Source organism: Micromonospora sp. NPDC006766 (assembly GCF_040636055.1).
Classification (GTDB): Bacteria; Actinomycetota; Actinomycetes; order Mycobacteriales; family Micromonosporaceae; genus Micromonospora.
Map to the genome: position 1 here is coordinate 364,175 of NZ_JBEYIX010000001.1, position 26,550 is coordinate 390,724.

The following is a 26,550-nucleotide window of genomic DNA, read 5'->3' on the forward strand; positions in this document are numbered from 1 at the left end:
GCACGTCAATCGGACCTGTCGATGCCCTGTGGACAACGCCGAACGGGGCGCTTAGCCCTTCCAGAGGGCCAGCATCATCGCCTCCACCGCGATCCGGGGTTTGACGTTCGCCTCGATCGCCACCCGGCACTCCAGCACGGCCTCCAGCCGGCGCAGCGCCCCCTCGGCGGACCACCGCTGCCCGCCGGCCTCGGCCAGGGCCGCGGTGTCGGTGTGCACCGGGGCGACCGGTGCCCGCAGCGCGCTGGTCAGCGCGTCCCGATAGAAGCCGGCGAGGTCGACCAGTGCCCGGTCGAGGGCGTCGCGCTGGGCCCGGGTGGCCCGCGATTTCTGCCGCTTCTCCAGGTCCTTGAGCTGGCCGGCGGCGCCGCGCATCGCCGCGGCCGCGCCCCTGCCGGTGCCGCCCGCGCCGAGCGCCGTCTGCAGCGCCGCCCGTTCCGCCTCGTCCAGTTCGGCGACCGACGCTGCGGCCTCCGCCTCGGCCGCCTCGATCAGCGCGGCGGCGGCGTCGAACGCCGCGCCCACCCCGGTCAGCCGACGCGGCACGGCGAGCACCGCGTCGCGGCGCTGCCGGGCCTCCGGGTCGCGGGCCAGCCGCCGCGCCCGGCCCACATGCCCCTGAGCGGCCGCCGCGGCCCACCCGGCCACGTCGGGCGCGATGCCGTCCCGGTGTACGAGCACCTCGGCGACGGCCTCGGCCGACGGCTGCCGCAGCGGCACGATCCGGCACCGCGACCGGATGGTCACTGAGATGTCGTCCGGGTGGGTGGACGGGGCGCAGAGCAGGAAGACCGTACGCGGCGACGGCTCCTCGATCGCCTTGAGCAGCGCGTTTCCGGCCCTTTCGCCGAGCCGGTCGGCATCCTCGATGATGACGACCTGCCAACGCCCGCCGGACGGGGTGCTCGCCGCCCGGAGCACCAGGGCGCGCATCTCCTTGACGGGAATGGAAAGCCCCTCGGGCACCACCAGCCGGACGTCGGCGTGGGTGCCGGCCATCGTGGTGTGACAGCCGGGGCACGCGCCGCAGCCGGTGCCGTGCCCGCACTGCAACGCGGCGGCGAAGGCCCGCGCGGCCACGGACCGGCCGGAGCCCGGCGGCCCGGTGAAGATCCAGGCGTGGGTCATCCCCGCCCCAGGGCCGCCCGCCGCCTCCGGCCCATCCGGCTCGACGGTCACCCCGGGCGTCGACTCGACACGAAGCAGAGCGGCCGCCGAGGCTGCGGCGCGGCGCAGCGTCACGACGGCCTCGTCCTGCCCGACCAGGTCGGCGAAGACGTCCGCCATCAGGTGGGGCGCTCCATGGCCACCAGCTCCGCCTCGGATAACTCGGGCTGGACCGTGGTGTCCGGGCCGTGGGCCGGGCGTGGGTGCACGATGCCGGCCGGGTTGACCAGGAACTCGTCCACCCGCCGGGCGACCGCCGCGGCGATCTCCTCGGCCGGCCGGGAGGCGTCGAGCACCAGGTAGCGCTTGGGGTCGGCAGCGGCCAGGTCAAGGAAGGCGTAGCGGACCCGCTCATGGAACGTGATCGACTCGGCCTCCAGCCGGTCGGCGCCCCGGCTGCGGGACTCGACCCGGGACAGGCCGGTGCGCGGGTCGACGTCGAGGAGCACCACCAGGTCGGGCTTGAGCCCACCGGTGGCCCACGAGGAGAGCCAGGAGACCTCCTCCGCCGGCAGCGTACGACCGGCCCCCTGGTAGGCCAGGGACGAGTCGACGTACCGGTCGCTGATCACCACCGCGCCCCGGGCCAGTGCCGGCCGGACGACGGTGGCCACGTGGTGCGCCCGGTCGGCGGCGTAGAGCAGCGCCTCGGCGCGCGGCGACGGGGCCTCGGCGCCCTTGGTCTCCAGCACCAGCGCGCGGATCCGCTCGCCGACGGCGGTGGCTCCGGGCTCGCGGGTGACCACGACGTCGCGCCCCTGGCCGCGCAGCCGGTCGGCGAGCGCGGCAAGTTGGGTGGACTTGCCGGCGCCCTCGCCGCCCTCGAAGACCACGAAGAGGCCGTTGGAGACGAACGGCTCGGCCGGCATCAGCGGGCGGCCCCGGATCGAGCCCCACAGGTCGGCGAGGACCGGCACACCCTTCTTGTCGTCCATCTGGCGGAACGCGCTGATCCCGGCGAAGATGCCGGCGACGCCCGCGGCGAGCAGCAGCAGCCGGGTCGACGAGACCGAGATGCCCAGGTCGGCGATGGGCAGCTGGCGAGAGCCGCCGACCCCGACCAGGATGCTGCTCAGCGCGATGGCCAGGATCAGCACCAGCCGGGTGCCGATCTGCACGACCGCGAAGACCCGGCCGCGTACCTCGTCGGCGACCTCGCCGCCGAGCAGGGTGGTGCCCGCCAGGAAGGCCATGCCGGCGCCCGCGCCGACCAGGACCGCGCCGACAATCGCCATGGACAGGTGGATCGCGAAGGCGAGCACCAGCACCGAGGCGCTGGCCAGCACGATGCTCATGCCGAACCAGCGCCGCCGGGACATGTCCCGCACGATCATCGGGCCGGCCCCGATGCCGATCGCCAGCCCGATGAAGATCGCGCCGAAGAGCAGGAAGAAGGCGGCGTCACCGGCGCCGAGCGAGGCGGCGAAGAACTTGGCCGTGCCGACCACGATGCCGCCGCCGGCGAACGCGCCGAAGATGCCGAGCACCAGACCGCGGACCAGCGGAGTCTGGCCGATGAACCGCCAGCCGTCGACGAACTGGCGCATCATGCTCTGCTCGGTGGGCTCGCGCTCGCCGGTCCGGGCCTGGCTGATCTCCCTGATCCCGAAGACGACGACCAGGGCGGTGGCAAGCCGGGAGAACGAGTTGAGCCAGAGGGCGAGCTGCGCCGGCTCGGCCCACGACAGGTTGCCCCCGACCAGCCCGCGCACGCCGCGGTCGAGCACCGCGGCGACGATCGCGGCGGCGATCGGGGTGATGCCGTACGTGGTGATGAGGGTGAGCTGGTTGGCGGTCTCGAGCCGGGCGCGCGGGATCAGATTGGGGACCGCGGCCTCCTTGGCCGGGATCCACATCAGGGTGACCGTCTCGATCAGGAAGGTCGCGACCGCCGCCCAGGCGACCACCAGCCCGCCGCTGGCGCCGGTGAGCGCGTACAGCGGGATGGAGGCGAAGAGGCCGAAGCGCAGGATGTCGCAGATGACCATCGTCCAGCGCCGGTCGAAGCGGTCGGCGAAGACGCCGGCCACCGGGCCGAGCACAAGCGCCGGAAGCAGCCGGATCGCGATCACCGTGCCGAAGGCCGCGCCCTTGGCGGTGTCGCCCTCGACCTGGGCGGCGGCGAAGACGGAGGTGGCGAGCAGGCCGAGCCAGTCACCGAAGGAGGCGACGCCGAGCACGATCCACAGCCGGCGGAACGGCCGGATGCGCAGCACCGAGCGGATGGCGGCGGCTCCGGACCGGTCGGCCTGAGCCGCCGACGACGACACGCCGGACGACTCGCCGTTGTTCTGGCTTTCGATGGCCGTACCTCCACGTGCCGGCCCAGAGCTGGGCATCCCCGGTGGAACACTCTAGTCGCGGCGAGAACCGCCTCCGGAGCGACATTCGCCTGCTCGCCGAGCCTAGGCCGCCGGCGCCACCGGCCGCAGCCCGGACAGACGCGAGGGTATTTCGCATCGACGCCCAGACAGTTAGCGTGCAGACGTGGACCGTGACAAACTTCGCGATCGCCTCGATCGGGCAACCATCCACCTGGACCCGCCGTACGCCGTGGTCGATCTCACCGCCTTGGACGCCAACGCGGACGCGCTGGTCAGCCGCGCCGCCGGCAAGCCGCTCCGGGTCGCCAGCAAGTCGGTCCGCGCCCGAGACCTGCTCCGCCGGGTGCTGGCCCGCCCCGGCTGGCGCGGCGTGATGGCGTTCACCCTGCCCGAGGCGATTTGGCTGGCCCGTACCGGCGTCAGCGACGACGTGCTGGTCGCGTATCCCACCGCCGACCGGGGGGCGCTCGCCGAGCTGGCCACCGACCCGACGCTCGCCGCCGCGGTGACGCTGATGGTCGACGACCCCGGCCAACTCGACCTGGTCGACGAGGTGTGCCCGCCCGGGCGCCGGCCGCCGCTCCGGGTCTGCCTCGACCTGGACGCCTCCTGGCGACCGCTGGGCGGACGGGTGCACATGGGCGTCCGCCGCTCCCCGGTGCACAGCGCTCGGGCGGCCGGCGCGTTCGCCGCCACCGTCGCCGGCCGGCCGGGCTTCCGGCTGGTCGGCCTGATGTCGTACGAGGCGCAGATCGCCGGGCTCGGCGACGCGCCGCCCGGGCAGGCGGTGCGCGGCGCGGCGATCCGGGTCGTCCAGCGCGGGTCGTACCGGGAACTGCTTACTCGGCGGGCGGCGGCGGTCGCCGCAGTACGCGAGCACGCCGACCTGGAGATCGTCAACGGCGGCGGCACCGGCAGCGTGGCCGCCACCAGCGCCGATCCCACGGTCACCGAGATCACCGCGGGTTCGGGCCTGTACGGGCCGACGCTGTTCGACGCGTACCGGGCCTGGCACCCCACCCCGGCGGCGTTCTTCGCCTGCGCGGTGGTCCGCCGGCCGGCACCCGGGCTGGCCACCGTACTCGGGGGCGGTTGGATCGCCTCGGGCGCGGCCGGCGAGAGCCGGCTACCGCGGCCGTGGCTGCCGGCGGGCCTCAAGCTGGTCGGGTCCGAGGGCGCCGGCGAGGTGCAGACCCCGGTCGCGGGGGCGGTCGCGACGACCCTGCGAGTGGGTGACCGCGTCTGGTTTCGCCACGCCAAGGCCGGCGAACTCTGCGAACGGGTCAACGAACTGCACCTGATCGACGGCGACGAGGTGGTCGCGACCGTGCCCACCTATCGGGGCGAGGGCCGTGCGTTCCTCTAGAGAAGGATGACGGCGGGCCCCGGCGTACCTCGGAAACCCGCCGCGGCTCGTCGGCTCAGGCCTGCTGGGGCTCGGTCCGGGCGTCGACCTGCCGGTGCAGATATTCCCGGATCAGCGCCTTCGCCTCCGCCAACACCCGCTCGTCGCCCTCCGGCCGACGCCGGAACGCCAGCTTGATCAGGGCGTCGGCGGACTCCACCGCGATCTCCAGATGGAACCGGAGGTCGGGTACGTCGGCCAGGCCGAACCGTTCGGTGAGCACCCGGGCGAGCTGATCGGCGATCACACCGTTGTTGTCGCGCTGCTCGTCGAGCAGGTGCAGGTCGACCACGTCGCCGAAGTGGAGGGTACGGAACCCCGGGACATTACGGTGCATCGTGATGTACTCGTCGATCGCCGCGTCGACGCCGTCCCACCAGTGGGTCAGGTCGTCGGAGCCGAACCGCTCGTCGAGTCGCTGGAGGTAGGACTCCATGGTGCGCAGGGTCAGCGCCTGCACGATCGCCCGCTTGTCCGGAAAGAACTGGTAGACCGACCCGATCGCCACCTCGGCACGCTCGGCGAGCAGAGTCGTGGTCAGCCCCTCGTACCCCACCTCGTCGACGAGCTCGGCGCAGGCGTCCAACATCCGCTGGACCCGTGCGACACTTCGACCCTGCACCGGAACCCGGCGCAGCGGCCCGGTCGTGGCGGCTGGTGTGGACACTCGGCGCCACCCCCCTTCGACGAAGAACCTACTTGCACGTCACCATGCGGTGACTACAGATACAACGAGCGGACCCCGATTGCGGTATTTACCAGCCACAACGTTCCTGATATGAAGTCAGTTCATATTCATGTCGAGGAGCATAAATGGCCGGCACGCTAGCCGCCTGGTGCAACTGGGCCGGCAACCAGCGCAGCACCGCCCTGCTCGTGGCGCGCCCCCGGACCGTCGACGACATCGTCGAAGCGGTCCGGGCCGCCGCCAACGCCGGCACGACGATCCGGGCGGTCGGCAGCGGACACTCGTTCACCGGGGCGGCCCTCACCGACGGGCACCGGCTCGACCTGTCCGGCCTGGCCACCGGCGTCACCGTGGACACCGTCCGCCGACTGGTCACCGTGCCGGCCGGAATGACCCTGCACACCCTCAACCAACTGCTCGCCACCCACGGACTGGCCCTGCCCAACCTCGGCGACATCGACGCTCAGACCGTGGCCGGGGCGCTCTCCACCGGCACCCACGGCACCGGCGCGAAACTCGGCTGCCTGTCCACCTTCGTGACCGCGCTGACCCTGGTCACCGGCGCCGGAGACGTGCTGCACTGCTCCGCCGACGCGCACCGCGACGTCTTCGCCGCGGCCCGGGTCGGGATCGGGGCGGTCGGGGTGCTGGTCGAGGTCACCCTGCGCTGCGTCGACGCCTTCGTGCTCCGCGCGCACGAGCGGCCGGCGGCGCTCTCCGCCGTGCTGTCCGACCTGCCCGGGCTCGTCGAGCGGCACGACCACGTCGAGTTCTACTGGTTCCCGTACACCGCCCGGGTGCAGGTCAAGACCAACGACCGGGTGCCCGCCGACGATCGGCCGCTGCCCCGCTGGCGTGGCTGGCTGGACGACGAGTTCCTGGCCAACACCGTCTTCGCCGGGGCCTGCCGGCTGGGCCGGGCCGTGCCGGCGCTCGTACCGGGGATCAGCGCGGTCTCCGCCCGGGCACTCACCGAACGTATCTACACCGGCCGCTCCGACCGGGTCTTCTGCACCCCGCGCCGGGTCCGCTTCGTGGAAATGGAGTACGCCCTTCCCCGGGCCGCGCTGGCGGAGGCGCTGGCCGCGCTGCGCCGCATCGTCGACCGGCTACCGGTCAAGGTGCTCTTCCCGGTCGAGGTGCGGTTCAGCGCCGCCGACGACATCTGGCTCTCCCACGGATACGGGCGGGACTCGGCCTACCTCGCCATCCACCAGTACGTCGGCATGCCCTTCGAGCCCTACTTCCGAGCCTTCGAGAAGGTGGCCACGGAGCTGGGCGGTCGGCCGCACTGGGGCAAACTGCACTACCGGGACGCGGCGTCACTCGCCCCCGCGTACCCGAAGTTCAGCGACTTCCTCACCATCCGCAACCGCCTAGACCCCACTCGGGTCTTCACCAACCCCTACCTCCGCCAGGTCCTCGGCGACTGACCGCAACCGCTGCTGGATCTTGGAAGGAAACGGCCCCTGTGGGGGCGCAATGCTTCCAAGATCTCGGCCGGTCATCGGTCAGCCGGGCCAGCCAGCTGCGCGGAGCGCGGCGCGTAGTTGGGCGAGGACCTCGTCCGGGTGGGCGCGCAGCGCCCAGGTCGGGAAGCGTAGGACTCGATCGCCCTCGACCCAGAGGTCGTTCTGTCGCTTCATGTCCGCCCAGGCATGGGCCGGGTCCAGGTGCTGGCCGCCGTCGATCTCCACGTGCACCTGCCACTCCTCGAAGTAGGCGTCGAGATAGCGGTGCCGCCCGGCCGAATCCTGGCGGACTTTCTGCCGAATTGGTTCGGGCAGTCCGGCACGACGGACCAGGCGCATGAAGTCGAGCTCACCACAGGAGTGTGCGCCGCCGGCCGCGTCCGTGGCGGTGGCCAGGATCAACCTGCGCCGCCGGAGGCGTGGCATCCGGTCGACAACCTCGTGCAGGTCGTGGCCACCGACCAACCGCTGCTGAAATGCCGCTGCGACGATGGCTCGCGCCTGCTCGTCGCTGGACGCCCACTGCGCGGCGTCGACGATCGAACGGGCGGCCACCGTCCGCGGTGGTTGCGCCACGGCGACCACGTCCCGATCCGACAGTTGAGTGGTCCGGTGGGCCAGCACGCCCTGCGGCAGCGGGGCGCGCCGGCAGGAAGCCGGCAGCAGCAGATGCACGACGCGATCGGAGAACCCGCGCAGCCCACCCGACTGCGCGGCGGTCAGTCCACCGAGGATCGCGGCCGGTCCTGCGGCGAGCACGAAGGTTTCGACCCCTCTAGGGGCCCTTTCCTTCCAAGATCTTCCAGAATCCGCCGCTACTCGGGGGAGGTGGGGGCCTTCTTGGGGGTGGTCTTTTTGGCGGGGGTTTTCTTTGCCGCTGTTTTCTTGGCGGTTGCTGCCTTTTTGGCGGGGGTGGCCTTTTTGGCGGCTGCCTTCTTCTTCGGGGCGGGGCCCTTCGCTCGCTTCTCGGCGAGCATCTCGGACGCTTCCTCCAGGGTCAGCGCCTCCGGCGTCTGCCCGCGCCGCAGCGACGCGTTGGTCTCCCCGTCGGTGACGTACGGCCCGAACCGGCCGTCCTTGATGACCAGCGGCTTCTCGGTCAACGGGTCGGCACCCATCTCCCGCAGCGGCGGCGCGGCGGCCCGGCGTTGGCGGGTCTTCGGGGCGGCCAGCAGCGCGAGCGCCTCGTCCAGGGTGACGTTGAACATCTTCTCTTCCGAGTCCAGCGAACGGAACTCGTCACCGCGCTTGACGTACGGACCGTAGCGGCCGTTGTTGGCGAACACCTCGGCGCCGTCCGGCGCCACGCCCACCAGCCGGGGCAGGCTGAGCAGCTTCAACGCGTCATCGAAGGTCAGCGAGTCCGGTGACTGCGAGCGCAACAGCGAGGACTTGCGCTCCCCGCTGGCCACGTACGGGCCGAACCGGCCCGACTTGAGCACGATCGGCTCGCCGGTGGCCGGGTCGTCACCGAGCTTCCGCTCGCCCCCGCCGCCGAGGAACAACTCGTGCACCTTGTCCGGCGTCAGCTCGTCCGGCGCCAGCCCCTCGGGGATCGGCGCCCGGTCGCCCTGGGTGCCGCCCTCCTCGCCCTCCGCGGCGGGAACCGGCTGCTCGCCCGGCAGCGCCCGCTGCAGGTACGGCCCGTACCGGCCGACCCGCACCACGATCTCGCGCCCCTCGTCGTCGGTGAAGAGCGGGATCGAGTTGATACTGCGCGCGTCGATGTCGCTGAGGTTCTCAGTGACCAGCTTCTTGAGCCCGCCGGCGTGCGCGATCGCCTGGTCGCCGGTGCCGTTGGCGCTGCCGAAGTAGAACGAGGTGAGGAAGTCCACCGCCGCGTGGTCGCCGCCGGCGATCTCGTCCAGCTCGTTCTCCATGCTGGCGGTGAAGTCGTAGTCGATCAGGCGCGGGTAGTGCCGTTCCATCAGCCCGATCACCGCGAACGCCAGGAACGACGGGATCATCGCCTGGCCGCGCTTGACGACGTAGCCACGATCTTGAATGGTCTGCATGATCGACGCGTACGTCGACGGGCGGCCGATGCCCAGTTCCTCAAGGGCCTTGACCAGCGACGCCTCGGTGTAGCGGGCGGGCGGCTGGGTGTGGTGGCCCTGCGCGGCCAACTCCTCGGCGGTCAGCGGCTGGTCCTTGACCAGGGTGGGCAGCCGCCGCTCGGCGTCCTCGGCCTCGGCGTTCTCGTCGTCGCTCGACTCGACGTACGCGCGCAGGAAGCCCGGGTCGGTGATGGTCTTGCCGGTCGCGCCGAAGTCGGCCTCCTCCTGGGCGGAGGAGACCGCCCGGATGCGCACCGAGACGCTGGAGCCGACCGCGTCGGTCATCTGCGAGGCGATGGTGCGCCGCCAGATCAGCTCGTAGAGCTTGAACTCCTCGGCCGGCAACTCCTTGGCCACGTCGCCCGGGGTGCGGAAATTGTCCCCCGCCGGGCGGATCGCCTCGTGTGCCTCCTGCGCGTTCTTCACCTTGCCGGTGTAGCGGCGCGGCTCCGGCGGCACGCTGCGCTCGCCGTACAGCTCGACGATCTGCCGGCGGGCCGCCGCGATGGCGGTCTCCGACAGGTTCACCGAGTCGGTACGCATATAGGTGATGTAGCCGTTCTCGTACAGCCGCTGCGCGGTGCGCATCGTCTGCTGCGACGAGAACCGCAGCTTGCGGGCCGCCTCCTGCTGGAGCGTGGAGGTGATGAACGGCGCGTACGGGCGGCGGCGGTAGGGCTTCTCCTCGACCCGGGTGACCGTGAACGGGCGGCCCTCCAGCCGGGCGGCCAAGCCTCTGGCCCCGCCCTCATCGAGGTGCACCACCCCCGCGCCGGGCTTCACCCGGCCGGTGGTCGGCTCGAAGTCCTTGCCGGTGGCGATCCGGTCGCCGTTCAGCGCGATCAGCGTGGCGTTGAAGCCGCGCGGCCCCTCGCCCGCGTTCGCCACCGCGAGGGTGGCCAGGATGTCCCAGTATTCAGCGGTGCGGAAGGCCATTCGCTGCCGCTCACGCTCGACCACGATCCGGGTCGCCACGGACTGCACCCGGCCCGCCGAGAGCTTCGGCATGACCTTCTTCCACAGCACCGGGGAGACCTCGTAGCCGTAGAGCCGGTCGAGGATGCGCCGGGCCTCCTGGGCATCGACCAGGTCCCGGTCGATCTCCCGGGGGTTGGCCACCGCGGCCTGGATGGCGGGCTTGGTGATCTCGTGGAAAACCATCCGCTTGACTGGCACCTTGGGCTTGAGCGTCTCCACCAGGTGCCAGGCGATCGCCTCGCCCTCGCGGTCCTCGTCCGTCGCCAGGAGGATCTCGTCGACCTCCTTGGCCAGCTTGGTCAGCTTGCTGATCTGCTGCTTGCGGTCCGGCGAGACCACGTAGAGCGCGTGGAAGCCGTTGTCGACGTCGACGCCGAGCCGCGCCCACGGCTCGCCCTTGTACTTGGCCGGCACGTCGGCCGCGTTGCGGGGCAGGTCTCGGACGTGACCGAAGCTGGCTTCCACGACGTATCCCGGGCCCAGATAGCCCGAGATCGTCTTGGCCTTCGCCGGTGACTCGACGATGACCAGACGGGTGGTTCCAGCGTTGCTCGGCACGGTTCTCTCCGACCTCACTCCTGCGTCCGGCCCGTGCCCGGGCCGTCTCACCTACTGCCCGTTTCGGGCAGTGTTGCACCAGCCGGACCACCGGCGGTCCGGACGTCCAACGTAACGCGCCGTCCACGCTCCGGGTTCCGCGGGCGGCAAACGGTCCGGTTCGGCGGACCGTCGTCCGGCCGGCGGCGGCACCCGCCGGACGGCGTCACCGTACACCGTGGGTAGGGCGTCGGGCGGGTCACTGTGACGATCACGCACGCTCGGGCGGGCTGACAGCGCTCCGTTCCTGGGCAAACCGGCGGTAAGGTGTCTGAGATCGGACAGCCGTCGAGGTTGCGACGTCATCCGGCCCCCGGCCACCGCGCCGTCATCCGGCCCCCGGCCACTCGGCCGTCGGTGCGGCCCTGGGGCGATCACCCACCAGCTCGGCCAGCCGGGCCACCCGCCGCCCGGTGATCCGGTACGCGGGCCCGCCCGCGTCCGGCTCCACGAACGCCGCCGGCAGCCCCACCGCGGCGAGCGCGGCCCGTACCCGCGACCTGCACTCCTCGTCGGCGGGGCCGAGGCCGAGCTGGACGCCGGCCGGATCGACCACCCCGGCGGCGGCCAGCCAGAGCCGCAGCCGGCGCCCGTCGAGGTGGAAGCCGACCGGGGCTCGTTTCGCCGTGCCGCTCAGCCAGGCGGTGGCGAGCGGCGCCAGCGTGGCGGCGTACGCGGTACGGACCAGGTGCCGGCCGTCCCCGGTCGGCTCCCAGGTCGCCGCCATCCCCCGCGCGCCCAGCTCGGCCACCAGCACATGCACCCGCCAGGCGGCCCCCACCACCACGGCGAGTCGGGCCGTGCCACCCATCCGGACCACCTCCGCCGGCCCGGCGAGCAGGCCGGCCAGGTCCGCCAGCGACGGGTCCGCCGCCTCGGTGGAGAACAGCGAGGGCTGGCGAACCGGGTACGAAGATGGCGGCGTCAGCGACACTCCGGGACCTCGTCGAAGGCCTCTTTGAGCTCTGGCGAGTTGAGCTTGCTGGTGTCCAGCGCGCTCGCGTCGTAGTCCTTGTTGAGGATGTCCACCGCGACCCGCACCCCGTCGTAGAAGGGGTCGGCCTGTGCGGTGTCCAGCCCGCCGATGGCCTCCCGGGCTCGCCCGTACGCGTCCCGCATCTTGCTCAGCGAGGCGTGGAACCCGGCGGAGATCTCCGCGCCGTGCTCGGTCTCCGGCACGCCGGCCTGCTCGACCTTGCGCCGGGCGGTCTCGCTGGCTTCCTCGGCACCGGCGAAGAGCCGGACCAGGTTCTCCTTGGCCTGCGCCGGGGTGGTCTGCGCGGTCATCTGCTGCTGGGTGCTGCTGGTCAGCTTGTTGATCTCGGCGCGCCACGGGGTGAGCGCCTGGCAGACCGACGCGGCCCAGGCCCGGGGGCTGGGCCCGCCGCACCCGGCGACGACGAGGCTGAGCGTGGCCAGGACCACCGTGAGCTTTCCGGCGAGGGCCGCCCGGCGGGTACGCATGCGTTGCAGCGTACGACCTTCCGGTTTCGGGTCGGGACCACCGGACGGCCCGGTTCCCGGCCGGCAGGTGCACCGACCGGGAACCGTCACCCGCCTCAGCTCAGGCGCCGACCGGTGCCACCCGCTCCTCCGGGCTGCCGGCACCGGTGTCGTCGCCGTCGCCGGAGTCGCCCATGGCGATGCCCTTGCGCTTGCTGAACACCACGGCCGCCACGATCACCAGCGCGGCCACCACGGCGACCGTGATCCGCAGGGCGTTGTTCTTGTCCTCGCCCACGCTCCAGGCCACCACGGCCGGCGCGATCAGCAGCGAGACCAGGTTCATCACCTTGAGCAGCGGGTTGATCGCCGGGCCGGCGGTGTCCTTGAACGGGTCGCCGACGGTGTCACCGATGACGGTCGCGGAGTGCGACTCGGAGCCCTTGCCCCCGTACGCGCCGTCCTCCACCAGCTTCTTGGCGTTGTCCCAGGCGCCGCCGGAGTTGGCCAGGAAGACCGCCATCAGCGTGCCCGCCCCGATCGCACCGGCCAGGTACGACGCCAGCGCGCCCGGGCCGAGGCCGAACCCGACGGCGATCGGCGCCATGATGGCCAGCAGGCCGGGGGTCATCAGCTCGCGCTGGGCGTCCCGGGTGCAGATGTCGACGACCTTGCCGTACTCGGGGCGCTGGGTGCGGTCCATGATGCCGGGCAGCTCACGGAACTGCCGGCGTACCTCCATCACCACCGCACCGGCCGAGCGGGAGACCGCGTTGATGGCCAGGCCGGAGAAGAGGAAGACCACCGCCGCGCCGACGATCAGGCCGACCAGGTTGCGCGGGTTGGAGACGTTGAGCAGGTCGGTGATCGCCGCCTCGACGTTCTCCACCTTCGCGTCGCCGAACGCGGTCTTCAGCGTGTCGGTGTACGAGCCGAACAGCGCGGTCGCGGCCAGCACGGCGGTGGCGATCGCGATGCCCTTGGTGATCGCCTTGGTGGTGTTACCGACCGCGTCCAGCTCGGTCAGCGTCCGCGCGCCGTGCTCGTCGATGTCGCCGGACATCTCGGCCACGCCCTGGGCGTTGTCGGAGATCGGGCCGAAGGTGTCCATCGCGACGATCACGCCGACGGTGGTGAGCAGGCCGGTGCCGGCCAGCGCGACCGCGAACAGCGACAGGGTGATGGAGCTGCCGCCGAGCAGGAACGCGCCGAAGACGCCGGCGCCGATCAGCAGCGCCGAGTAGACCGCCGACTCCAGGCCGACGCCGATGCCGGCGAGAACGACGGTGGCCGGGCCGGTCTGCGAGCTCTTGCCGATGTCCTGCACCGGGCGCCGGTCGGTCTCGGTGAAGTAGCCGGTGAGCGCCTGGATCGCGGCGGCCAGCACGATGCCGATCACCACCGCGCCGATGGCCAGCCCACGGGGGCCGAACGGCGGCTCGCCGTCGGTGACGCTGAGCGTCTCGCGCCAGTTGTCGCCGAGCAGGTCCGCCCAGGTCGGCTTCAGGTAGACGAACGCGGCGATCGCCACCAGCACCGCGGAGACCAGGGCGGACAGGTAGAACGCCCGGTTGATCGCGGTCAGCCCGTTGCGGTCGGAGGCGCGCAGCCGGGTGATGAAGACGCCGACGATCGCCACCAGCACGCCGATCGTGGAGATGATCAGCGGCAGGACCAGACCGTCGTTGCCGAACGCGGCGCGGCCGAGGATCAACGCGGCGACCAGGGTGACCGCGTACGACTCGAAGAGGTCGGCGGCCATGCCGGCGCAGTCACCGACGTTGTCGCCCACGTTGTCGGCGATGGTGGCCGCGTTGCGCGGGTCGTCCTCCGGGATGCCCTGCTCGACCTTGCCGACCAGGTCGGCACCGACGTCGGCCGCCTTGGTGAAGATGCCGCCGCCGACCCGCATGAACATGGCCAGCAGCGCGGCGCCGAAGCCGAAGCCCTCCAGCACGGTCGGGGCGTCACCCTTGTAGAGGATGACGACCAGCGCGGCGCCGAAGAGACCGAGGCCGACGGTGAGGAAGCCGACCACGCCACCGGTCCGGAAGGCGATCTTCATGGCGCCCTCGCGCCCGCCTTCCCGCTCTCGGGCCGCCGCGGCGACCCGCAGGTTGGCGCGGGTGGCCAGCCACATGCCGGCGCCGCCGATGAACGCGCTGAACCCGGCGCCCACCACGAAGAACGCCGAGCGGCCGATCTTCACCAGGGTCTGGTTGCCGTCGGTGTCGTGCACCGGCAGCAGGAACAGCAGCACGACGGCGATGACCACGAAGATCGCCAGGGTGCGGAACTGCCGGAGCAGGTACGCCGAGGCGCCCTCCTGCACGGCCCCGGAGATCTCCTGCATGTTCTTGGTGCCCGTACCGGCTGCCAGCACCGCCTTGGTCAAGGTGGCGGCGAAGACGAGCGCCACCAGCGCGATGACCGCGGCGATGACGACGTACGTCAGGTTGGCTCCGGTAAGGGACAGCGTGCCGCCGTCGGCGGCCAAGGTCCCGGACATCTATGTCCTCCTGTACCGAACACTCGCGTCAAATCCGTGGAGACGCACGGACCGACGCCTGGATGCGGACTCGCAAGCGCGCGCCAACCCACCCCGGCGGACCAGCGATGAACACCCATTCCCGCTGGCTGCGGGACGGATCACTTGCTGACAACCCGGGTACTGTAGCCCTACAGCGTGTTGCGGGTCACACCCAGGGGGCACCCTCATTCGATGATCTTCGTCGCTGTGTTATGCGAAAATTTTTGATATATGGCCCGGGCAGCACGACGAGGCCGCGCCCCCTGATCGGGAACGCGGCCTCGCGACGAAAATTCAGGTCAGCGGCCTACCGGCCACACCATCCGCACCTCGGTGCCGAAGCCCTCCTCGACCGGGCGCACCTGCAGGTCCTCGACGAATCCGGCGAGCAGGGCGAAGCCGACGCCGGTGGTCAGCGCGTCCTCGCTGAGCGACTCCTTGGCCAGCTCGTCGGGAGGCAGGGCGGCGAGACCGATGCCCGCCTCGATCGGAGCGCGGTCCACCACCCGCACCGCGTACGCCCCGTTGTCGGACATCTCCACCAAAACTGGGTCGGGCAACCCGTACTGCCGGTGCAGGGCGACCGCCCGGGTGCACGCCTCACCGATCGCCAGGCGCACCTCGTCGAGCAGGTCCTCGCGTACGCCGGCCCGCCGGGCCACCGCGACGCCGACCAGGCGGGCGGTGCGGACGTGCACCGGCGCCGGCGAGAAAGAGAGCTTGACCGTCGCCATCAGGCGCCGGCGCCGGTCGGGTCGGCGCTGACCGCCGCGTCGACCGTGGGAAGCAGCGGAAAGACCTGATCCAGGGCGGTGATCCGGAAGATCTTGAGCAGCGGCTCCTTGTCGCAGACCAGGGCGAAGGAGCCACCGAGCGAGCGGAGCCGCTTCAAAGCGCCCACCAGCACGCCGAGACCGGTCGAGTCGAGGAAATCCACCCGACCCAGGTCGACCACGACCCGACGGGCACCAGCGTCGATCAGTTCGAGGAGCCGTTCCCGCAGGCGTGGCGCGGTGTACACGTCCACCTCACCGCCGACCTCAAGCACCGTGTGCTCCCCCACGGCGCGGGTCGCCAGCGACAGCTCCATCGTCCCTCCTCGGTAAACTCCCCTGGGCATCTAACCATCTTTGCCGGAACACCCCATCGTCACCGGCCGACGCTTCTCCTTACCCAGGTCCCCCGCGTTTCATCTCCCCGATCGCTATTCCCGAAGGTGCAGGACGTGACCTCCAACGGCTTCAGCTCGGCGCATCTGCCGCCGGCCGAGCTGCTGCGTCGGCTGCGCGCCCGGCACGCGGGTGACCCGGTCACCCACGTCGAGCGGGTGCCGGCCCGCGCCGGCGAGCCGGCACCGTGGCCGACCTGGGCACCGGAGGAACTACGGGCCGCGTTCGCCCGGCGCGGGGTGGTCGCCCCGTGGCGGCACCAGGCCGAGGCCGCCGAGCTGGCGTACGCCGGGCAGCACGTGGTGGTGGCCACCGGGACGGCGTCCGGCAAGTCCCTGGCGTACCAGCTGCCGGCGCTGGCCACGCTGCTCGCCGACCCGCGCGCCACCGTGCTCTACCTGGCCCCGACCAAGGCGCTCGCCGCCGACCAGTTGCGCGCCGTCGCCGACCTGGATCTCGACGGGGTACGCCCGGCCTGCTACGACGGCGACACCCCGCGCACCGAGCGGGAGTGGATCCGCCGACACTCCCGGTTCGTGCTGACCAACCCGGACATGCTGCACCACGGCATCCTGCCCGGGCACGCCCACTGGTCCGGGTTCCTGCGCCGACTCGCGTACGTGGTGATCGACGAATGTCACACCTACCGGGGGGTGTTCGGCTCGCACGTGGCGCACGTGCTGCGCCGGCTGCGCCGGCAGTGCGCCCGCTTCGGTCGTACCCCGGTGTTCCTGCTGGCGTCGGCCACGTCGGGCGACCCGGCGACGGCGGCGGGGCGGCTCACCGGCCTGCCGGTCGCGGCCGTCACCGAGGACACCTCGCCGCGCGGTGGGGTGACCTTCGCGCTCTGGGAGCCACCGCTACTGCCCCCCTCCTCGGCGGCCGAGGAGGCTGACCTCGCGCCGGTCCGCCGGTCGGCGCTGCGGGAGACCGCCGACCTGCTCGCCGACAGCGTCGTCGCGGGCGTCCGCACGCTCGCCTTCGTCCGGTCCCGGCGCGGCGCCGAGGTGGTTGCCGCGAACGCCCGACGCGCGCTGGACGAGGCGGTGCCCGGGCTGGGTGACCGGGTGGCCGCCTATCGGGCCGGCTACCTGCGGGAAGAGCGGCGCGAGCTGGAACGCGCGCTGCTGCACGGCGACCTGCTCGGGCTCGCCTCCACCAACGCGCTCGAACTCGGCGTCGACCTGGTCGGGCTGGACGCCGTGCTGATCTGCGGCTGGCCCGGCACCCGGGCGTCGCTCTGGCAGCAGGCGGGCCGCGCCGGCCGCTCCGGCGACGAGGCCCTCGCCGTGCTGGTGGCCCGGGACGACCCGCTCGACACCTACCTGGTGCACCACCCCGAGGCGCTGTTCGGGCGGCCCGTCGAAGCGACCGTGCTCGACCCGGCCAACCCGTACGTGCTCGCCCCGCAGCTCGCCTGCGCCGCGTACGAGGCCCCGCTCACCCCGGCCGACCTGGAACTCTTCGGGGAAGGGGCGAAGGAGGCGGTCGACTCCCTCGTCGAGGCCGGCGCCCTGCGGCAGCGGCCCACCGGCTGGTACTGGCGGCACCGCGAACGCCCCGAGGTCGACCTGCGCGGGCAGGACGGGGCACCGGTCTGCGTGGTCGAGGCCGCCACCGGCCGGCTGCTCGGCACCGTCGACGGCGGGTCCTCGCACTTCCTCCTCCACACCGGCGCGGTCTACCTGCACCAGGGCGTCTCGTACGTGGTCGACTCACTCGACCTGGCCGACGGGTGCGCGCTGGTGCACGCCGAGGAGCCGGACTGGTCCACCCACGCCCGGGACGTCACCTCACTGTCCGTGGTGTCGGTCCGGTCGTACGTGGACGCCGGGCCGGTCGGGCTTTTCCTCGGCGAAGTGGACGTGACCAGCCAGGTGGTGTCGTACCAGCGGCGGCGGATCGCCACCAGCGAGGTGATCGACACCCGGCCGCTGGACCTGCCGGTCCGCGAACTGCGTACCGTCGCCGTCTGGTTCACCCTCTCGCCGGAGTCCCTGGCGCTTGCCGGGGTGGAGCCCGCCGACGTGCCGGGCGCGCTGCACGCCGCCGAGCACGCCGCGATCGGTCTGCTGCCGCTGATGGCGACCTGCGACCGCTGGGACATCGGCGGGCTGTCGACGGCCGTGCACCCGGACACCGAGGCACCCACCGTCTTCGTGTACGACGGCCACCCCGGCGGCGCCGGCTTCGCCGAGCGGGCGTACGGGACGGCGGCGGCCTGGCTGCGCGCCACCCGCGACGCGATCGCCGAGTGCGGCTGCGAGTCGGGCTGCCCGTCCTGCGTCCAGTCCCCCAAGTGCGGCAACGGCAACAACCCGCTCTCCAAGCTGGACGCTGTCCGGGTCCTCGACGTGGTCCTCGCCAACCTGGCGACGGCCGCCGTGGTGCCGCCAGCGCAGGGTGAGGTCGGCGCGGCCGTGCCCCGGCAGGACGAGCGGTCGCCGGCGCGGCCTGGTCGCGGAGGCGCCACGGGCCGGGCAGGATCAGGGCATGGCATTGACTGGTGAATACGAACCGAGTGCGTCGGGGTGGGTCCGCGAGCACGTCGACAAGATCTCGCAAACCGGCACGACCGACGGCATCACGATCGGTGGCCGACCCATCGTGCTGATGACCTACCGGGGTGCCCGGACCGGCAAGGTTCGCAAGACTCCGGTGATGCGGGTCGAACACGAAGGGCACTACGCGGCTGTCGCATCCATGGGTGGTGCCCCCACCAACCCGCAGTGGTACGCCAGCCTCGTCGCCGAGCCGGTCATCGAGCTTCAGGACGGCGCGGTGACCCGGGAGTACCGGGCGCGCGAGGTCTTCGGGGACGAGAAGGCCATCTGGTGGCGCCGGGCGGTTGACGCGTTCCCCGACTATGCCAGCTACCAGGGCAAGACCGACCGCCAGATCCCGGTCGTCGTGCTCGAACCGACCAGCGGGGACACGCCGGCCGGCTGAGGAGCGGTCTGGCCCGAGGGTGACGGCCGGTCTCCGGTGGGACCGGCGGGCGGACGCCGGGGCCGCGCTGTGCGAGACTCCGGCGTCCGTTCGTCGAAGGAGAGCGATGCACCCCGCCAGCTTGCAGACCCAGCAACAGTTCCTCATCCGTCAGCGGATCCGAATGGTCGTCAACCAGTACGAGGTCCACGCGGTGGCACCGGACGGGTCCGAGGGCGCGCTGCTCGCGTTCGCGCAGCAGAAGCGGCTCGCGTTCAAGGAGCAGGTGACGATCTACACCGACGACTCGAAGCAGACCCCGCTGCTCGGCTTCAAGGCCCGTCAGGTGATCGACCTCGGCGCCACGTACGACGTGACCGACCATGCCGGCACCCCGATCGGCCTGTTCCGCAAGGACTTCGCCCAGTCATTGCTGCGTTCCACCTGGCACGTCGAACAGGCCGGCCTGCCGCAGATCACCGGGCAGGAACGCAGCATGCCGGTGGCGCTGCTACGCCGGTTCGTCGACTCGCTCTCCTGGCTGCCCTACCACTTCGATTTCGTGGCCGACGGTCAGCCGGTGTTCACCGTCGTCAAGAAGTGGGGCCTGCGCGACCGGTACCTCGTCGAGATCCAGCACCCGCAGATCGACCGTCGGCTGGTCATCGCCATGGCGGTTGCCCTCGACGCGCTGCAGGGCCGCTGAGGCGTCCACCTCGCCTGTCTCGCTGCGGCCCGGGCCGGCCCGGGACCTGGCGCGGCTCTGACGCCCCGGTTGTCCGATGGTGGACGCCGGGGCGACGCGCAGCCCGGCCTTCATCACGAACACCTCGCGTTTGTCGGTCGCCTCGCCGCGCTTGTTGAGGACATAACCGGCCAGCCAGACCCACCCGTCATACGTCAGCCTCGGGTCGATGGATACCAGGCGCAGGGTGAGCGCTCGATCCCCCGCGAACTGCACCGAGCACTCCCGTCCGATCAGCACCACGTCACCGGGGCGCGGTGTGGTCATCGCACCCACCCCAGGAACCTCCGGTGGAGGTCACCGGCAGGTGCCCAGCTCATGTCCTGCCAAGCGGACACCAGGCACAGGCTCATGTAGTACGCCAGATTGACCCGCGCCCCGGCGTACTCCTTCAGCAGCTCATCGCGCCGCGTGGCGCAGGGCCAGGGCCGACCACACCCGCTGCATGTCCAGATCGGCGGCACCGGTCCGTGGGTAGTCATCACGCCTCACCTGGCCAGTGCCTCCGGTTGATCGGGACGCGATGTCTCGCCCGACAGGACAAGTCCCGACCGCACCGGCAGGTCACCCGCTTGAGGATGTAGTTCCACGTTGGTCGGTGCCTGCGAGCCAGGGTCAGAGCTACCGCGATCATGTACTGGTCGTAGGTGACGTGCCGGGGCATGTCGCGCTCCTTGAAGCGGATCAACACGAGACGCCATTACTCTAAGTGCTGTATTGACGTAAACACAACGCTACGGCAGCATGAGATCACCTAACGTGCGCTCGTGAGCAGTGAGAGCGGCTTCGATCCCGATGTCGCCACGTGGAAGCAACTCGCGGACCGGCTGCGGCAAGCCATCCGCTCCGGCCAGCTTGCCCCTGGCCAGCGAGTTCCGACCGAACTAAGCCTCACCCAGGAATACCAGCTCAGCCGACTCACGGTCCGCCGCGCACTTCAGCAGCTACGGAGCGAGGGATTGATCGTGGTCGTGCAAAGCCGCGGAACCTTTGTCAGGGGCGAGCAAGAGCGGACAGTAGTAACCCTGAGCAAGGGCGACCAGATGCAGGCTCGAATGCCGGATCCCGAGGAGCGGCGGAAGTACGCCCTCCACGAAGGCGAGCCCGTCATCCTGGTGACGAGGACAGACGGCACGGCAGAGGGGTACGGCGCGCACAGCGTGACCATCGTTGGCGGATAGCCGGACGGCCAACGCCCGGCGGCAATGCCAGGGCGCCAGGCTGCCCCGCATCGACGGTACGAGACCCTGCAGGCGGTCGCCTGGCTGATGCCGGTCAGCCGCGAACCGGGCCGGCCCGGGACGTCACGGTCGCGGTGCGCACCAGACCGGGTAGCGGCGAAACCCCGACCTCGGCCGTGACCACGGCGTCGAGCCCGTCGAGCCGGCAGGCCACCAACCGGCCGCCGTTGGCCCGTACCAGCTCGTCGGCCCGTCCGCAGGCGGCACCGTCGCCTTCGAGCGCCCGGCCGGCGCCCGCCAGAGCCCCGAAGTCCGCCGCGTTTCGGGCCTGCTGCCGCGCCACCCGAGCCGAGCCGAGCGCCGCGCCGAAGAGCCCGACCAGCACGAAGACGAGCCCCACCGCGAGCAGAAGAACCGTCGCTCCGCCCCGGTCCGCCGCCCGACGGCCGGCACCGTTGCTCACGGCCATGGTCCCGGCGTACCGCGCTCGACAGCTGCGACGGCGGTGGCCGACACGGTGATCCGGGGCAGCCGCGCGCCGAGCGTGCGAACCGGTGCGCGGACGGTCGCGGTGACCCGGTCGCCCGAGATGGTGACCGTGACGTCGGCACCGGCCGGGGCGTGCTGGGCGCCGGCCGCCGAGCCCGGCTCGCCCCGGGACGCGGCGAGCGCCGCCTCCCGAGCCGCGTCCAGGCATCCGGCCCGGGTGGTCACCGCCTCGACGGCGGTGAGGCCGACGAGCAGCAGCAGGATGAGCGCCGGCAGGCCGGCCGCCAGCTCGGCGGTGAACGAGCCCCGCTCCCCAGCGCCCCACGCGGGCGTACCGGCCCGGTGCGGTGCCCCCGAGCCCGGACCGCACCGGCGACGGTCGGCCCGCCGGCGCCCGATCACTTGAGCGCCCGGTCGATCACGGCGGTGAGCGCGGACTGCACGTTGCCGGAGGTGAGCACCTTCAGCAGGATGCCGGCGAAGGCCACTGCGGCGAGGGTGCCGACGGCGTACTCGGCCGTGTTCATCCCGGCGTCACCTCGCAGTCGGGCGAGAAGTTTGCGCATCTCGTACTCCTTTCTTGTGGGTTCACAGCAGGTCGCCGAGGACGGCGACGATCACCGGCACCAGGCCGGCGAGAATGAAGGCGGGCAGGAAACAGAGCCCGAGTGGCAGCACGATCAGAACCCCCGCTCGTCGGGCCGCCGCCTCGGCCGCGATGCCCCGGTCGGACCGCAGGTCGTCGGCCAGGCGGGTGAGCGCGCCGGCCAGCGCCGTACCGCTGTTCGACGAGCGGATCGCGGCGGTGACCAGGCGGTCGGCCCCGCTCACCGGATTCAGGTGGGCCCACGCCTCCGCCGCCGTGCCGCCCAGCTCCAGCGTCCGCCCTGCCCGTCCGAGCCGGTCGGCGAGCGGTCCACCGAGCGCCTCGGCGACCGCCAGCACAGAACGGTCGACCGGCGCACCCGCCCGGAGCGCTGCTGCCAGCAGATCGGCGGCGAGGGGCAGCTCGGCGATCTCCCGGAGCCGCCGGTCGCGGGCGGCGCGCGGCTCGATCCGCCGCAGCAGGCGGTCCGCGGCCAGACCGGCCACCACCCCGACGGTGAGGCCAGCCCAGCCGCCCACCACGACCAGCACCGCCACCCCGGCCAGACCAGCGCCGAGCCGAATCCGATCCGGCCACCACGGTGGCCTGGCCCGCTTCGCCAACGTCGGCCGGATGAGCAGGCGAAGGCGTTGCCCAGTGCGGCCGGCCGGCCCACCGGCGGCGGCCAGCAGCAGCGCCGCCCCGGCGAGACAGCCTGCGGCCAGCACCTGCCGGGACATCAGCTGTCCCGCCCCGGTGCCGCGCCGAGCCGCTCGGCCCAGAGCAGCCCACCGATCTGTAGTGCGACGGCCGCCAGCGCGCTGCCGCCGCCGATGGTCGTGTGCAGCAGCACGGCGACCGGGTCAACCCCGATCGTGTAACCGAGACCGATGCCGCCGAGCGGCAGCGCGGCGAGCAGCCACGCCGTCGCCCGCGACCCGGCGGCCTGCGCATCAGCCGCGGCGAGACCACGGTCGGCGGCACGAGCGTCCGCCTCCACCCGTTCGAGCAGCTCGGCCAGGGGTGCCCCGGTACGGTCCGCCAGCCGCACGGCAGCCCGGGCCAGCCGGGCCGTCCGGTGTGGCCCGTCGACGACCGCATCCCCGACCGGCAGCCCGGCCCGCAGGTCGGCGGCGAGGTCGCTGAGCTGATCCAGCCCATGGCGGCGCGCCCGGTCCGCCAGTTGACGGGCCCGGCGACGCCGGATTCCCCGGGCCGCGAGCACGCCGTAGGCGGCCAGCACCGTCGCCGCCACCGGCCCGCCCAGCACGGCACCCGTCCCGCCGAGCACCAACACCAGCAGACCGCGCCGGGCCGCCAGGGCCTCGACCCACTCCGGCAACTGCCCTGGAACGGCGATGCGGCCCGTCGGGAGAGTCGCCAGGGCACCGGCCGAGGTCGGGGCGATCGACAGGGCCGCGCGGGGACGCCGCCCGCCGACCGGTGCCCGCGCGGCAGCCGGGTGGCTGCCATCGTGCCGCCCCGGTGGGCGGGTCGGCAGCGGCCGGTCCGCCACGGCAGGTGCCACACGGCATCCGCCACGAGCCGTCGTCCCGGCTTCGCCACCGATGCCGCTGCCCTGCCGGAGCTGCGCGACCTCGTCGGCCAGACGCCCGTGGGCGGGGCGTCCCGAGGGCAACGGGGCCCGGTGCGCCGTCTGGAGGACGGCACGCTGCCGGGCCCGGCCGGCTCGTACCGGCCAGGCCACCGCCGTCGCGGCGGCGACCAGGAGCACTGTCACCAGCCAGCCCTGGACGGTCACGACGGGCCCGCCGACCCCGGCCAGGCCGCGCAGAGGATCGGCGGCACCGTCACGTCCCGCTGCCGCAGCAGCGCGCCCAACGGCCGGGCGGCGAGGCAGAGTCCGCGCCCGCGCATCCAGGCGGGTACCACGGTGGCCAGGCGGTCCGGCCCCTCGGGGAGCAGCAGGCTTACCGACTCCAACACCCGCCCCTCGGCGGTGCGCCGCATTTGCAGCAGCACCTGGAGCGCCGCGACGACCTGGGCGTGCAGGGCGGCCCGGGGCAGGCCGCCGAGCAGCCCGAGCGCCTCCAACCGGGCTGGTACGTCCGTCGCGGCGTTGGCGTGCAGCGTCCCGGCACCGCCGTCGTGGCCGGTGTTGAGTGCGGCGAGCAGGTCGACCACCTCCGCGCCCCGGCATTCGCCCACCACCAGCCGGTCCGGTCGCATCCGCAGCGCCTGCCGGACCAGCTCGCTCAGCCCGACGGCCCCCGCCCCCTCCACGTTGGAGGTACGCGCCTGCAGGCCGATCACGTGCGGGTGCACCGGACGGAGTTCGGAGGCGTCCTCGACGAGCACGATCCGTTCGGTCCCGGGCACCAGCCCGAGCAGCGTGTTGAGCAGGGTGGTCTTTCCGGAGCCGGTGCCGCCGGTCACCAGATACGCCAGCCGCGCCGCCACGACGGCGGCCAGCAGCGGCGCCACCGGCCGGGGCACCGTGCCCCTATGCACCAGCTCATCGAGGGTGAACGGCCGCTGCCGGAAGGTGCGTAGGGAGAGGTAGGGCCCGTCGATCGCCACCGGCGGCAGCACAGCGTGCAGCCGGGTGCCGTCGGGCAGCCGGGCATCGGCGTACGGGGAGGCGTCGTCGAGCCGCCGTCCGGCGGCCGCGGTGAGCCGCTGCGCCAGCCGGCGTACGTCGTCGACGGTGCCGAGCGGCACCGCCACCTGGTGCAGCCCCCGCCCCCGATCGACCCACACCCGGGTGCCGTTCACCAACACGTCGGTGACCTGCGGATCCGCCAGCAGTGGAGCGAGCGGGCCGGCGCCGACGAGGTCGTCGTGCACCCGGTCGGCGATTCGTAGCAGGGCGGTGTCCCCGAGCACGGGGCCCGGCTCGGCGCGTACGGCGGAGACGATGGCGGCGGGGGTTACCGGGGTGGCCGCTGCCGCGAAGCGCTGCCGGACCCGGACGGCCAGCTCCTTCGAGTCGGCCGGGCCGGTCACGCCGCACCCCGCGTCTCCGCGCCCGTCAGCTCGTCGAGGATCCGCTGGCAGAGCACGGCGAGCGGACCCTTTCCGGCGGCGGCGGGTGCCTCGCCCCGCTCCAGGCCCCGGCCGATTTCCGGTTCGGGGCGCAATGTGCCGGCAAGCGGCAGCCCGAGCGCTCGGGCCACCTCGCCGGCCTTGAGCCGACCCGGGGCCGGCCCGCGCACGATCACCGCCAGGTCGACGCAGTGCGGGGCGGCGACCGCCACCACCCGGGCGGCGGCCGCAGTGGCCCGCAACTCGGCCGGTACGACCAGCAGCGCCCGGTCGGCGGCCTGCAACGCGACGACGGCCGCGTCGTCCAGGTAGCGAGGCAGGTCGAGGACCACGATGTCGCGACCCCGGCGGGCGGCGTCGACGGTGGCGGCCATCGCCTCGGCGGGCAGGTGCAGCAGGTCACCCCGGTCCCAGGAGAGCACGACCAGGTCGCCCCGGCTGGGCAGGGCTCGGACGAGCGACGGCGGGTCGATCCGCCCGTCGGTGTCGGTCAGGCTTGGCCAGCGCAGCCCTTCCAGCTGCTCCCAGCCGAGCACGAGGTCGAGGCCGCCGCCGAGCGGGTCGGCGTCGACCAGCAGCGTACGCATTCGGGCCCGGGCCGCGGTGACGGCGAGCCCGCCAGCCAGCACGCTGGCCCCGGCGCCGCCACGACCGCCGAGCACCGCCACGACCCGCGCCGCGCCGGAGCCCGACCGATCACCCGCGCATTCGGCGAACCGGTCGACCAGCCACGGCTCCGCGGCGGGCAGCGTCGCGACGTGCTCGGCGCCGATCAGCTCGGCGACCTGCGTACCCGGGTCGAGGTGTCCGGAGCGGCCGACCAGCACCGTCCGGGGCCGGCGCGGCAGCCGGGCCCGCAGGCAGGACTGCGCCTGGTCGGCACCGACGAGCACCAGCGGGGCCGGTGCCCACCGAGCCCGGGCCGCGGCCGGATCGGCGGCCAGTTCGACCTCGGTGCCGCCCGCCGCGGCGAGCCGGAGCAGCTCGTCGAGGAGGTCACCGTCGGCGGTGACCAGCAGGGGAAGGCGGGGGCGCGGCGGAAGCGGGGTACGGGACGGCATGGCGGCCTCCAGCGGTCGGACTCGGACGTACCGCCGGGAAGCTTGCCGACACGAACCCTCGCCGGATGCTCGCCTGTGGACAACGGCGGGTGCTGTGGACAGGCCACGGCGAGCGGGATGATCTGCTATGGACGGGATGACATAGTCAGCGGCATGAGTGGAGTCCCCTCCCGGCTGTCGGCCGTCACCCTCGGTGCACGTGACCTGGGCGCTCTGCGCTCGTTCTACCGCGCACTGGGCTGGCCCGAACTGCGTGGCAGCGATGACCGCTGGGCGGCCTTCCTGCTTGGCGGGGTCCTGCTCGCGCTCTATCCGCTCCACGACCTGGCCGCCGAAGCCGCACCGAATGTGCCCGAGCCGTCCGGCGGGTGGTCCGGCATCACGCTGGCCTGCAACGTCGACACCCGCGAAGCGGTGGATGCGGCTTTCGCTACGGCGGTTGCCGCCGGCGCGGCGGTAGTGGCCGAGCCAACCGACCGGCCCTGGGGTGGGCGCTCCGCCTACATCGCCGATCCCGAAGGCACCCGGTGGGAGATCGCGTGGGCCCGCACGGCGGTCTTCGACGAGCGCGGCGCCCTCGTCTCCTTCGGCTGAGCGGCGGGGCTTCGGGGGCCTGATCTGATCTCAAGCATCCGGGATGACGAGCGGCCGCAGCGCGTACGCGGCCGGGTAGCGCTCCCACATAGGGACGACCCCCGTCGGGGGGTGACGGGGGTCGTCGGGG

General features: G+C 72.7%; 24 protein-coding genes. 7 read left to right on the forward strand and 17 right to left on the reverse strand.

Going from position 1 to position 26,550, the window contains the following annotated elements:
- Positions 1–51: 51 nt before the first annotated feature.
- Positions 52–1,287 carry a DNA polymerase III subunit delta' gene (locus tag ABZ671_RS02395; protein WP_357849863.1) on the reverse strand — a complete coding sequence of 412 codons (1,236 nt, stop codon included), beginning with the start codon at positions 1,285–1,287 and terminating at the stop codon, positions 52–54.
- Entirely contained in the window at positions 1,287–3,506 is a 2,220-nt protein-coding gene (gene tmk / locus ABZ671_RS02400) for a dTMP kinase (protein WP_357849866.1), read from the reverse strand. The genes ABZ671_RS02395 and tmk overlap by 1 nt, the downstream gene beginning before the upstream one ends.
- 148 nt (positions 3,507–3,654) lie before the next feature.
- Between tmk and ABZ671_RS02405 the strand changes: the two genes are divergently transcribed.
- Positions 3,655–4,857, forward strand: a complete 1,203-nt coding sequence (locus ABZ671_RS02405) for an amino acid deaminase/aldolase (protein WP_357849869.1) — start codon at positions 3,655–3,657, stop codon at positions 4,855–4,857.
- Positions 4,858–4,912: 55 nt separating this feature from the next.
- Here the strand turns inward: ABZ671_RS02405 and ABZ671_RS02410 are convergent, their stop codons facing one another.
- Positions 4,913–5,485 (reverse strand): TetR family transcriptional regulator, encoded by a 573-nt coding sequence (locus ABZ671_RS02410; RefSeq protein ID WP_357850605.1) that lies wholly within the window; start codon positions 5,483–5,485, stop codon positions 4,913–4,915.
- A 224-nt stretch (positions 5,486–5,709) separates the two neighbouring features.
- Here ABZ671_RS02410 and ABZ671_RS02415 point away from each other — a divergent pair, with 224 nt between their 5' ends.
- Positions 5,710–7,017: a D-arabinono-1,4-lactone oxidase gene (locus ABZ671_RS02415; protein ID WP_357849872.1), complete on the forward strand. Its 1,308-nt coding sequence runs from the start codon at positions 5,710–5,712 to the stop codon at positions 7,015–7,017.
- Positions 7,018–7,095: 78 nt separating this feature from the next.
- Here the strand turns inward: ABZ671_RS02415 and ABZ671_RS02420 are convergent, their stop codons facing one another.
- The 7 genes from ABZ671_RS02420 to ABZ671_RS02450 all read right to left on the reverse strand — a co-directional run bounded on the left by ABZ671_RS02420 (position 7,096) and on the right by ABZ671_RS02450 (position 15,751).
- The gene (locus ABZ671_RS02420) at positions 7,096–7,815 is read right to left on the reverse strand and encodes a DUF559 domain-containing protein (protein WP_357849875.1); all 720 of its coding nucleotides are present in this window, start codon (positions 7,813–7,815) and stop codon (positions 7,096–7,098) included.
- Between the two features lie 56 nt (positions 7,816–7,871).
- On the reverse strand, positions 7,872–10,649 hold the full coding sequence (gene topA, locus ABZ671_RS02425; protein ID WP_357849878.1) for a type I DNA topoisomerase: 2,778 nt from the start codon (positions 10,647–10,649) through the stop codon (positions 7,872–7,874).
- Positions 10,650–11,016: 367 nt separating this feature from the next.
- Positions 11,017–11,622 (reverse strand): hypothetical protein, encoded by a 606-nt coding sequence (locus tag ABZ671_RS02430; RefSeq protein WP_357849881.1) that lies wholly within the window; start codon positions 11,620–11,622, stop codon positions 11,017–11,019.
- On the reverse strand, positions 11,613–12,152 hold the full coding sequence (locus ABZ671_RS02435; RefSeq protein WP_357849884.1) for a hypothetical protein: 540 nt from the start codon (positions 12,150–12,152) through the stop codon (positions 11,613–11,615). Before ABZ671_RS02435 ends, ABZ671_RS02430 begins: the two co-directional genes overlap by 10 nt.
- A 100-nt stretch (positions 12,153–12,252) precedes the next feature.
- Positions 12,253–14,640, reverse strand: coding sequence for a sodium-translocating pyrophosphatase (locus ABZ671_RS02440; RefSeq protein WP_357849886.1), 2,388 nt, complete (start codon positions 14,638–14,640; stop codon positions 12,253–12,255).
- 320 nt (positions 14,641–14,960) lie between these two features.
- The gene (locus ABZ671_RS02445) at positions 14,961–15,395 is read right to left on the reverse strand and encodes an ATP-binding protein (RefSeq protein ID WP_357849889.1); all 435 of its coding nucleotides are present in this window, start codon (positions 15,393–15,395) and stop codon (positions 14,961–14,963) included.
- Positions 15,395–15,751 carry an STAS domain-containing protein gene (locus tag ABZ671_RS02450; RefSeq protein WP_357849892.1) on the reverse strand — a complete coding sequence of 119 codons (357 nt, stop codon included), beginning with the start codon at positions 15,749–15,751 and terminating at the stop codon, positions 15,395–15,397. The genes ABZ671_RS02445 and ABZ671_RS02450 overlap by 1 nt, the downstream gene beginning before the upstream one ends.
- A gap of 135 nt (positions 15,752–15,886) precedes the next feature.
- On the opposite strand from ABZ671_RS02450, the gene ABZ671_RS02455 reads away from it, so the two are divergent.
- From ABZ671_RS02455 to ABZ671_RS02470, 4 genes are all read left to right on the forward strand, one after another.
- A complete protein-coding gene (locus ABZ671_RS02455; protein WP_357849895.1) occupies positions 15,887–18,340 on the forward strand; it encodes a DEAD/DEAH box helicase in 2,454 nt (817 codons plus the stop codon).
- A complete protein-coding gene (locus tag ABZ671_RS02460; protein ID WP_357849898.1) occupies positions 18,324–18,779 on the forward strand; it encodes a nitroreductase family deazaflavin-dependent oxidoreductase in 456 nt (151 codons plus the stop codon). Before ABZ671_RS02455 ends, ABZ671_RS02460 begins: the two co-directional genes overlap by 17 nt.
- A gap of 106 nt (positions 18,780–18,885) precedes the next feature.
- Positions 18,886–19,464, forward strand: a complete 579-nt coding sequence (locus ABZ671_RS02465) for a hypothetical protein (protein WP_357849901.1) — start codon at positions 18,886–18,888, stop codon at positions 19,462–19,464.
- An 806-nt stretch (positions 19,465–20,270) separates the two neighbouring features.
- A complete protein-coding gene (locus tag ABZ671_RS02470) occupies positions 20,271–20,684 on the forward strand; it encodes a GntR family transcriptional regulator (protein WP_357849904.1) in 414 nt (137 codons plus the stop codon).
- 94 nt (positions 20,685–20,778) lie between these two features.
- Here the strand turns inward: ABZ671_RS02470 and ABZ671_RS02475 are convergent, their stop codons facing one another.
- From ABZ671_RS02475 to ssd, 7 genes are all read right to left on the reverse strand, one after another.
- Entirely contained in the window at positions 20,779–21,153 is a 375-nt protein-coding gene (locus ABZ671_RS02475) for an Rv3654c family TadE-like protein (protein ID WP_357849907.1), read from the reverse strand.
- Positions 21,144–21,461 carry a TadE family type IV pilus minor pilin gene (locus ABZ671_RS02480; RefSeq protein ID WP_357850608.1) on the reverse strand — a complete coding sequence of 106 codons (318 nt, stop codon included), beginning with the start codon at positions 21,459–21,461 and terminating at the stop codon, positions 21,144–21,146. The genes ABZ671_RS02475 and ABZ671_RS02480 overlap by 10 nt, the downstream gene beginning before the upstream one ends.
- Positions 21,462–21,571: 110 nt before the next feature.
- Positions 21,572–21,739 carry a DUF4244 domain-containing protein gene (locus ABZ671_RS02485; protein WP_076470820.1) on the reverse strand — a complete coding sequence of 56 codons (168 nt, stop codon included), beginning with the start codon at positions 21,737–21,739 and terminating at the stop codon, positions 21,572–21,574.
- Positions 21,740–21,761: 22 nt separating this feature from the next.
- Positions 21,762–22,499 (reverse strand): type II secretion system F family protein, encoded by a 738-nt coding sequence (locus ABZ671_RS02490; RefSeq protein ID WP_357849910.1) that lies wholly within the window; start codon positions 22,497–22,499, stop codon positions 21,762–21,764.
- Entirely contained in the window at positions 22,499–23,521 is a 1,023-nt protein-coding gene (locus ABZ671_RS02495; protein WP_357849913.1) for a hypothetical protein, read from the reverse strand. The genes ABZ671_RS02490 and ABZ671_RS02495 overlap by 1 nt, the downstream gene beginning before the upstream one ends.
- Positions 23,518–24,726, reverse strand: a complete 1,209-nt coding sequence (locus ABZ671_RS02500) for a TadA family conjugal transfer-associated ATPase (RefSeq protein ID WP_357849916.1) — start codon at positions 24,724–24,726, stop codon at positions 23,518–23,520. The genes ABZ671_RS02495 and ABZ671_RS02500 overlap by 4 nt, the downstream gene beginning before the upstream one ends.
- Complete coding sequence (gene ssd / locus ABZ671_RS02505) at positions 24,723–25,826, reverse strand: septum site-determining protein Ssd (protein WP_357849919.1); 1,104 nt, start codon at positions 25,824–25,826, stop codon at positions 24,723–24,725. The genes ABZ671_RS02500 and ssd overlap by 4 nt, the downstream gene beginning before the upstream one ends.
- 153 nt (positions 25,827–25,979) lie before the next feature.
- Between ssd and ABZ671_RS02510 the strand changes: the two genes are divergently transcribed.
- Positions 25,980–26,420, forward strand: coding sequence for a VOC family protein (locus ABZ671_RS02510; protein ID WP_357849922.1), 441 nt, complete (start codon positions 25,980–25,982; stop codon positions 26,418–26,420).
- Positions 26,421–26,550: the final 130 nt, after the last annotated feature.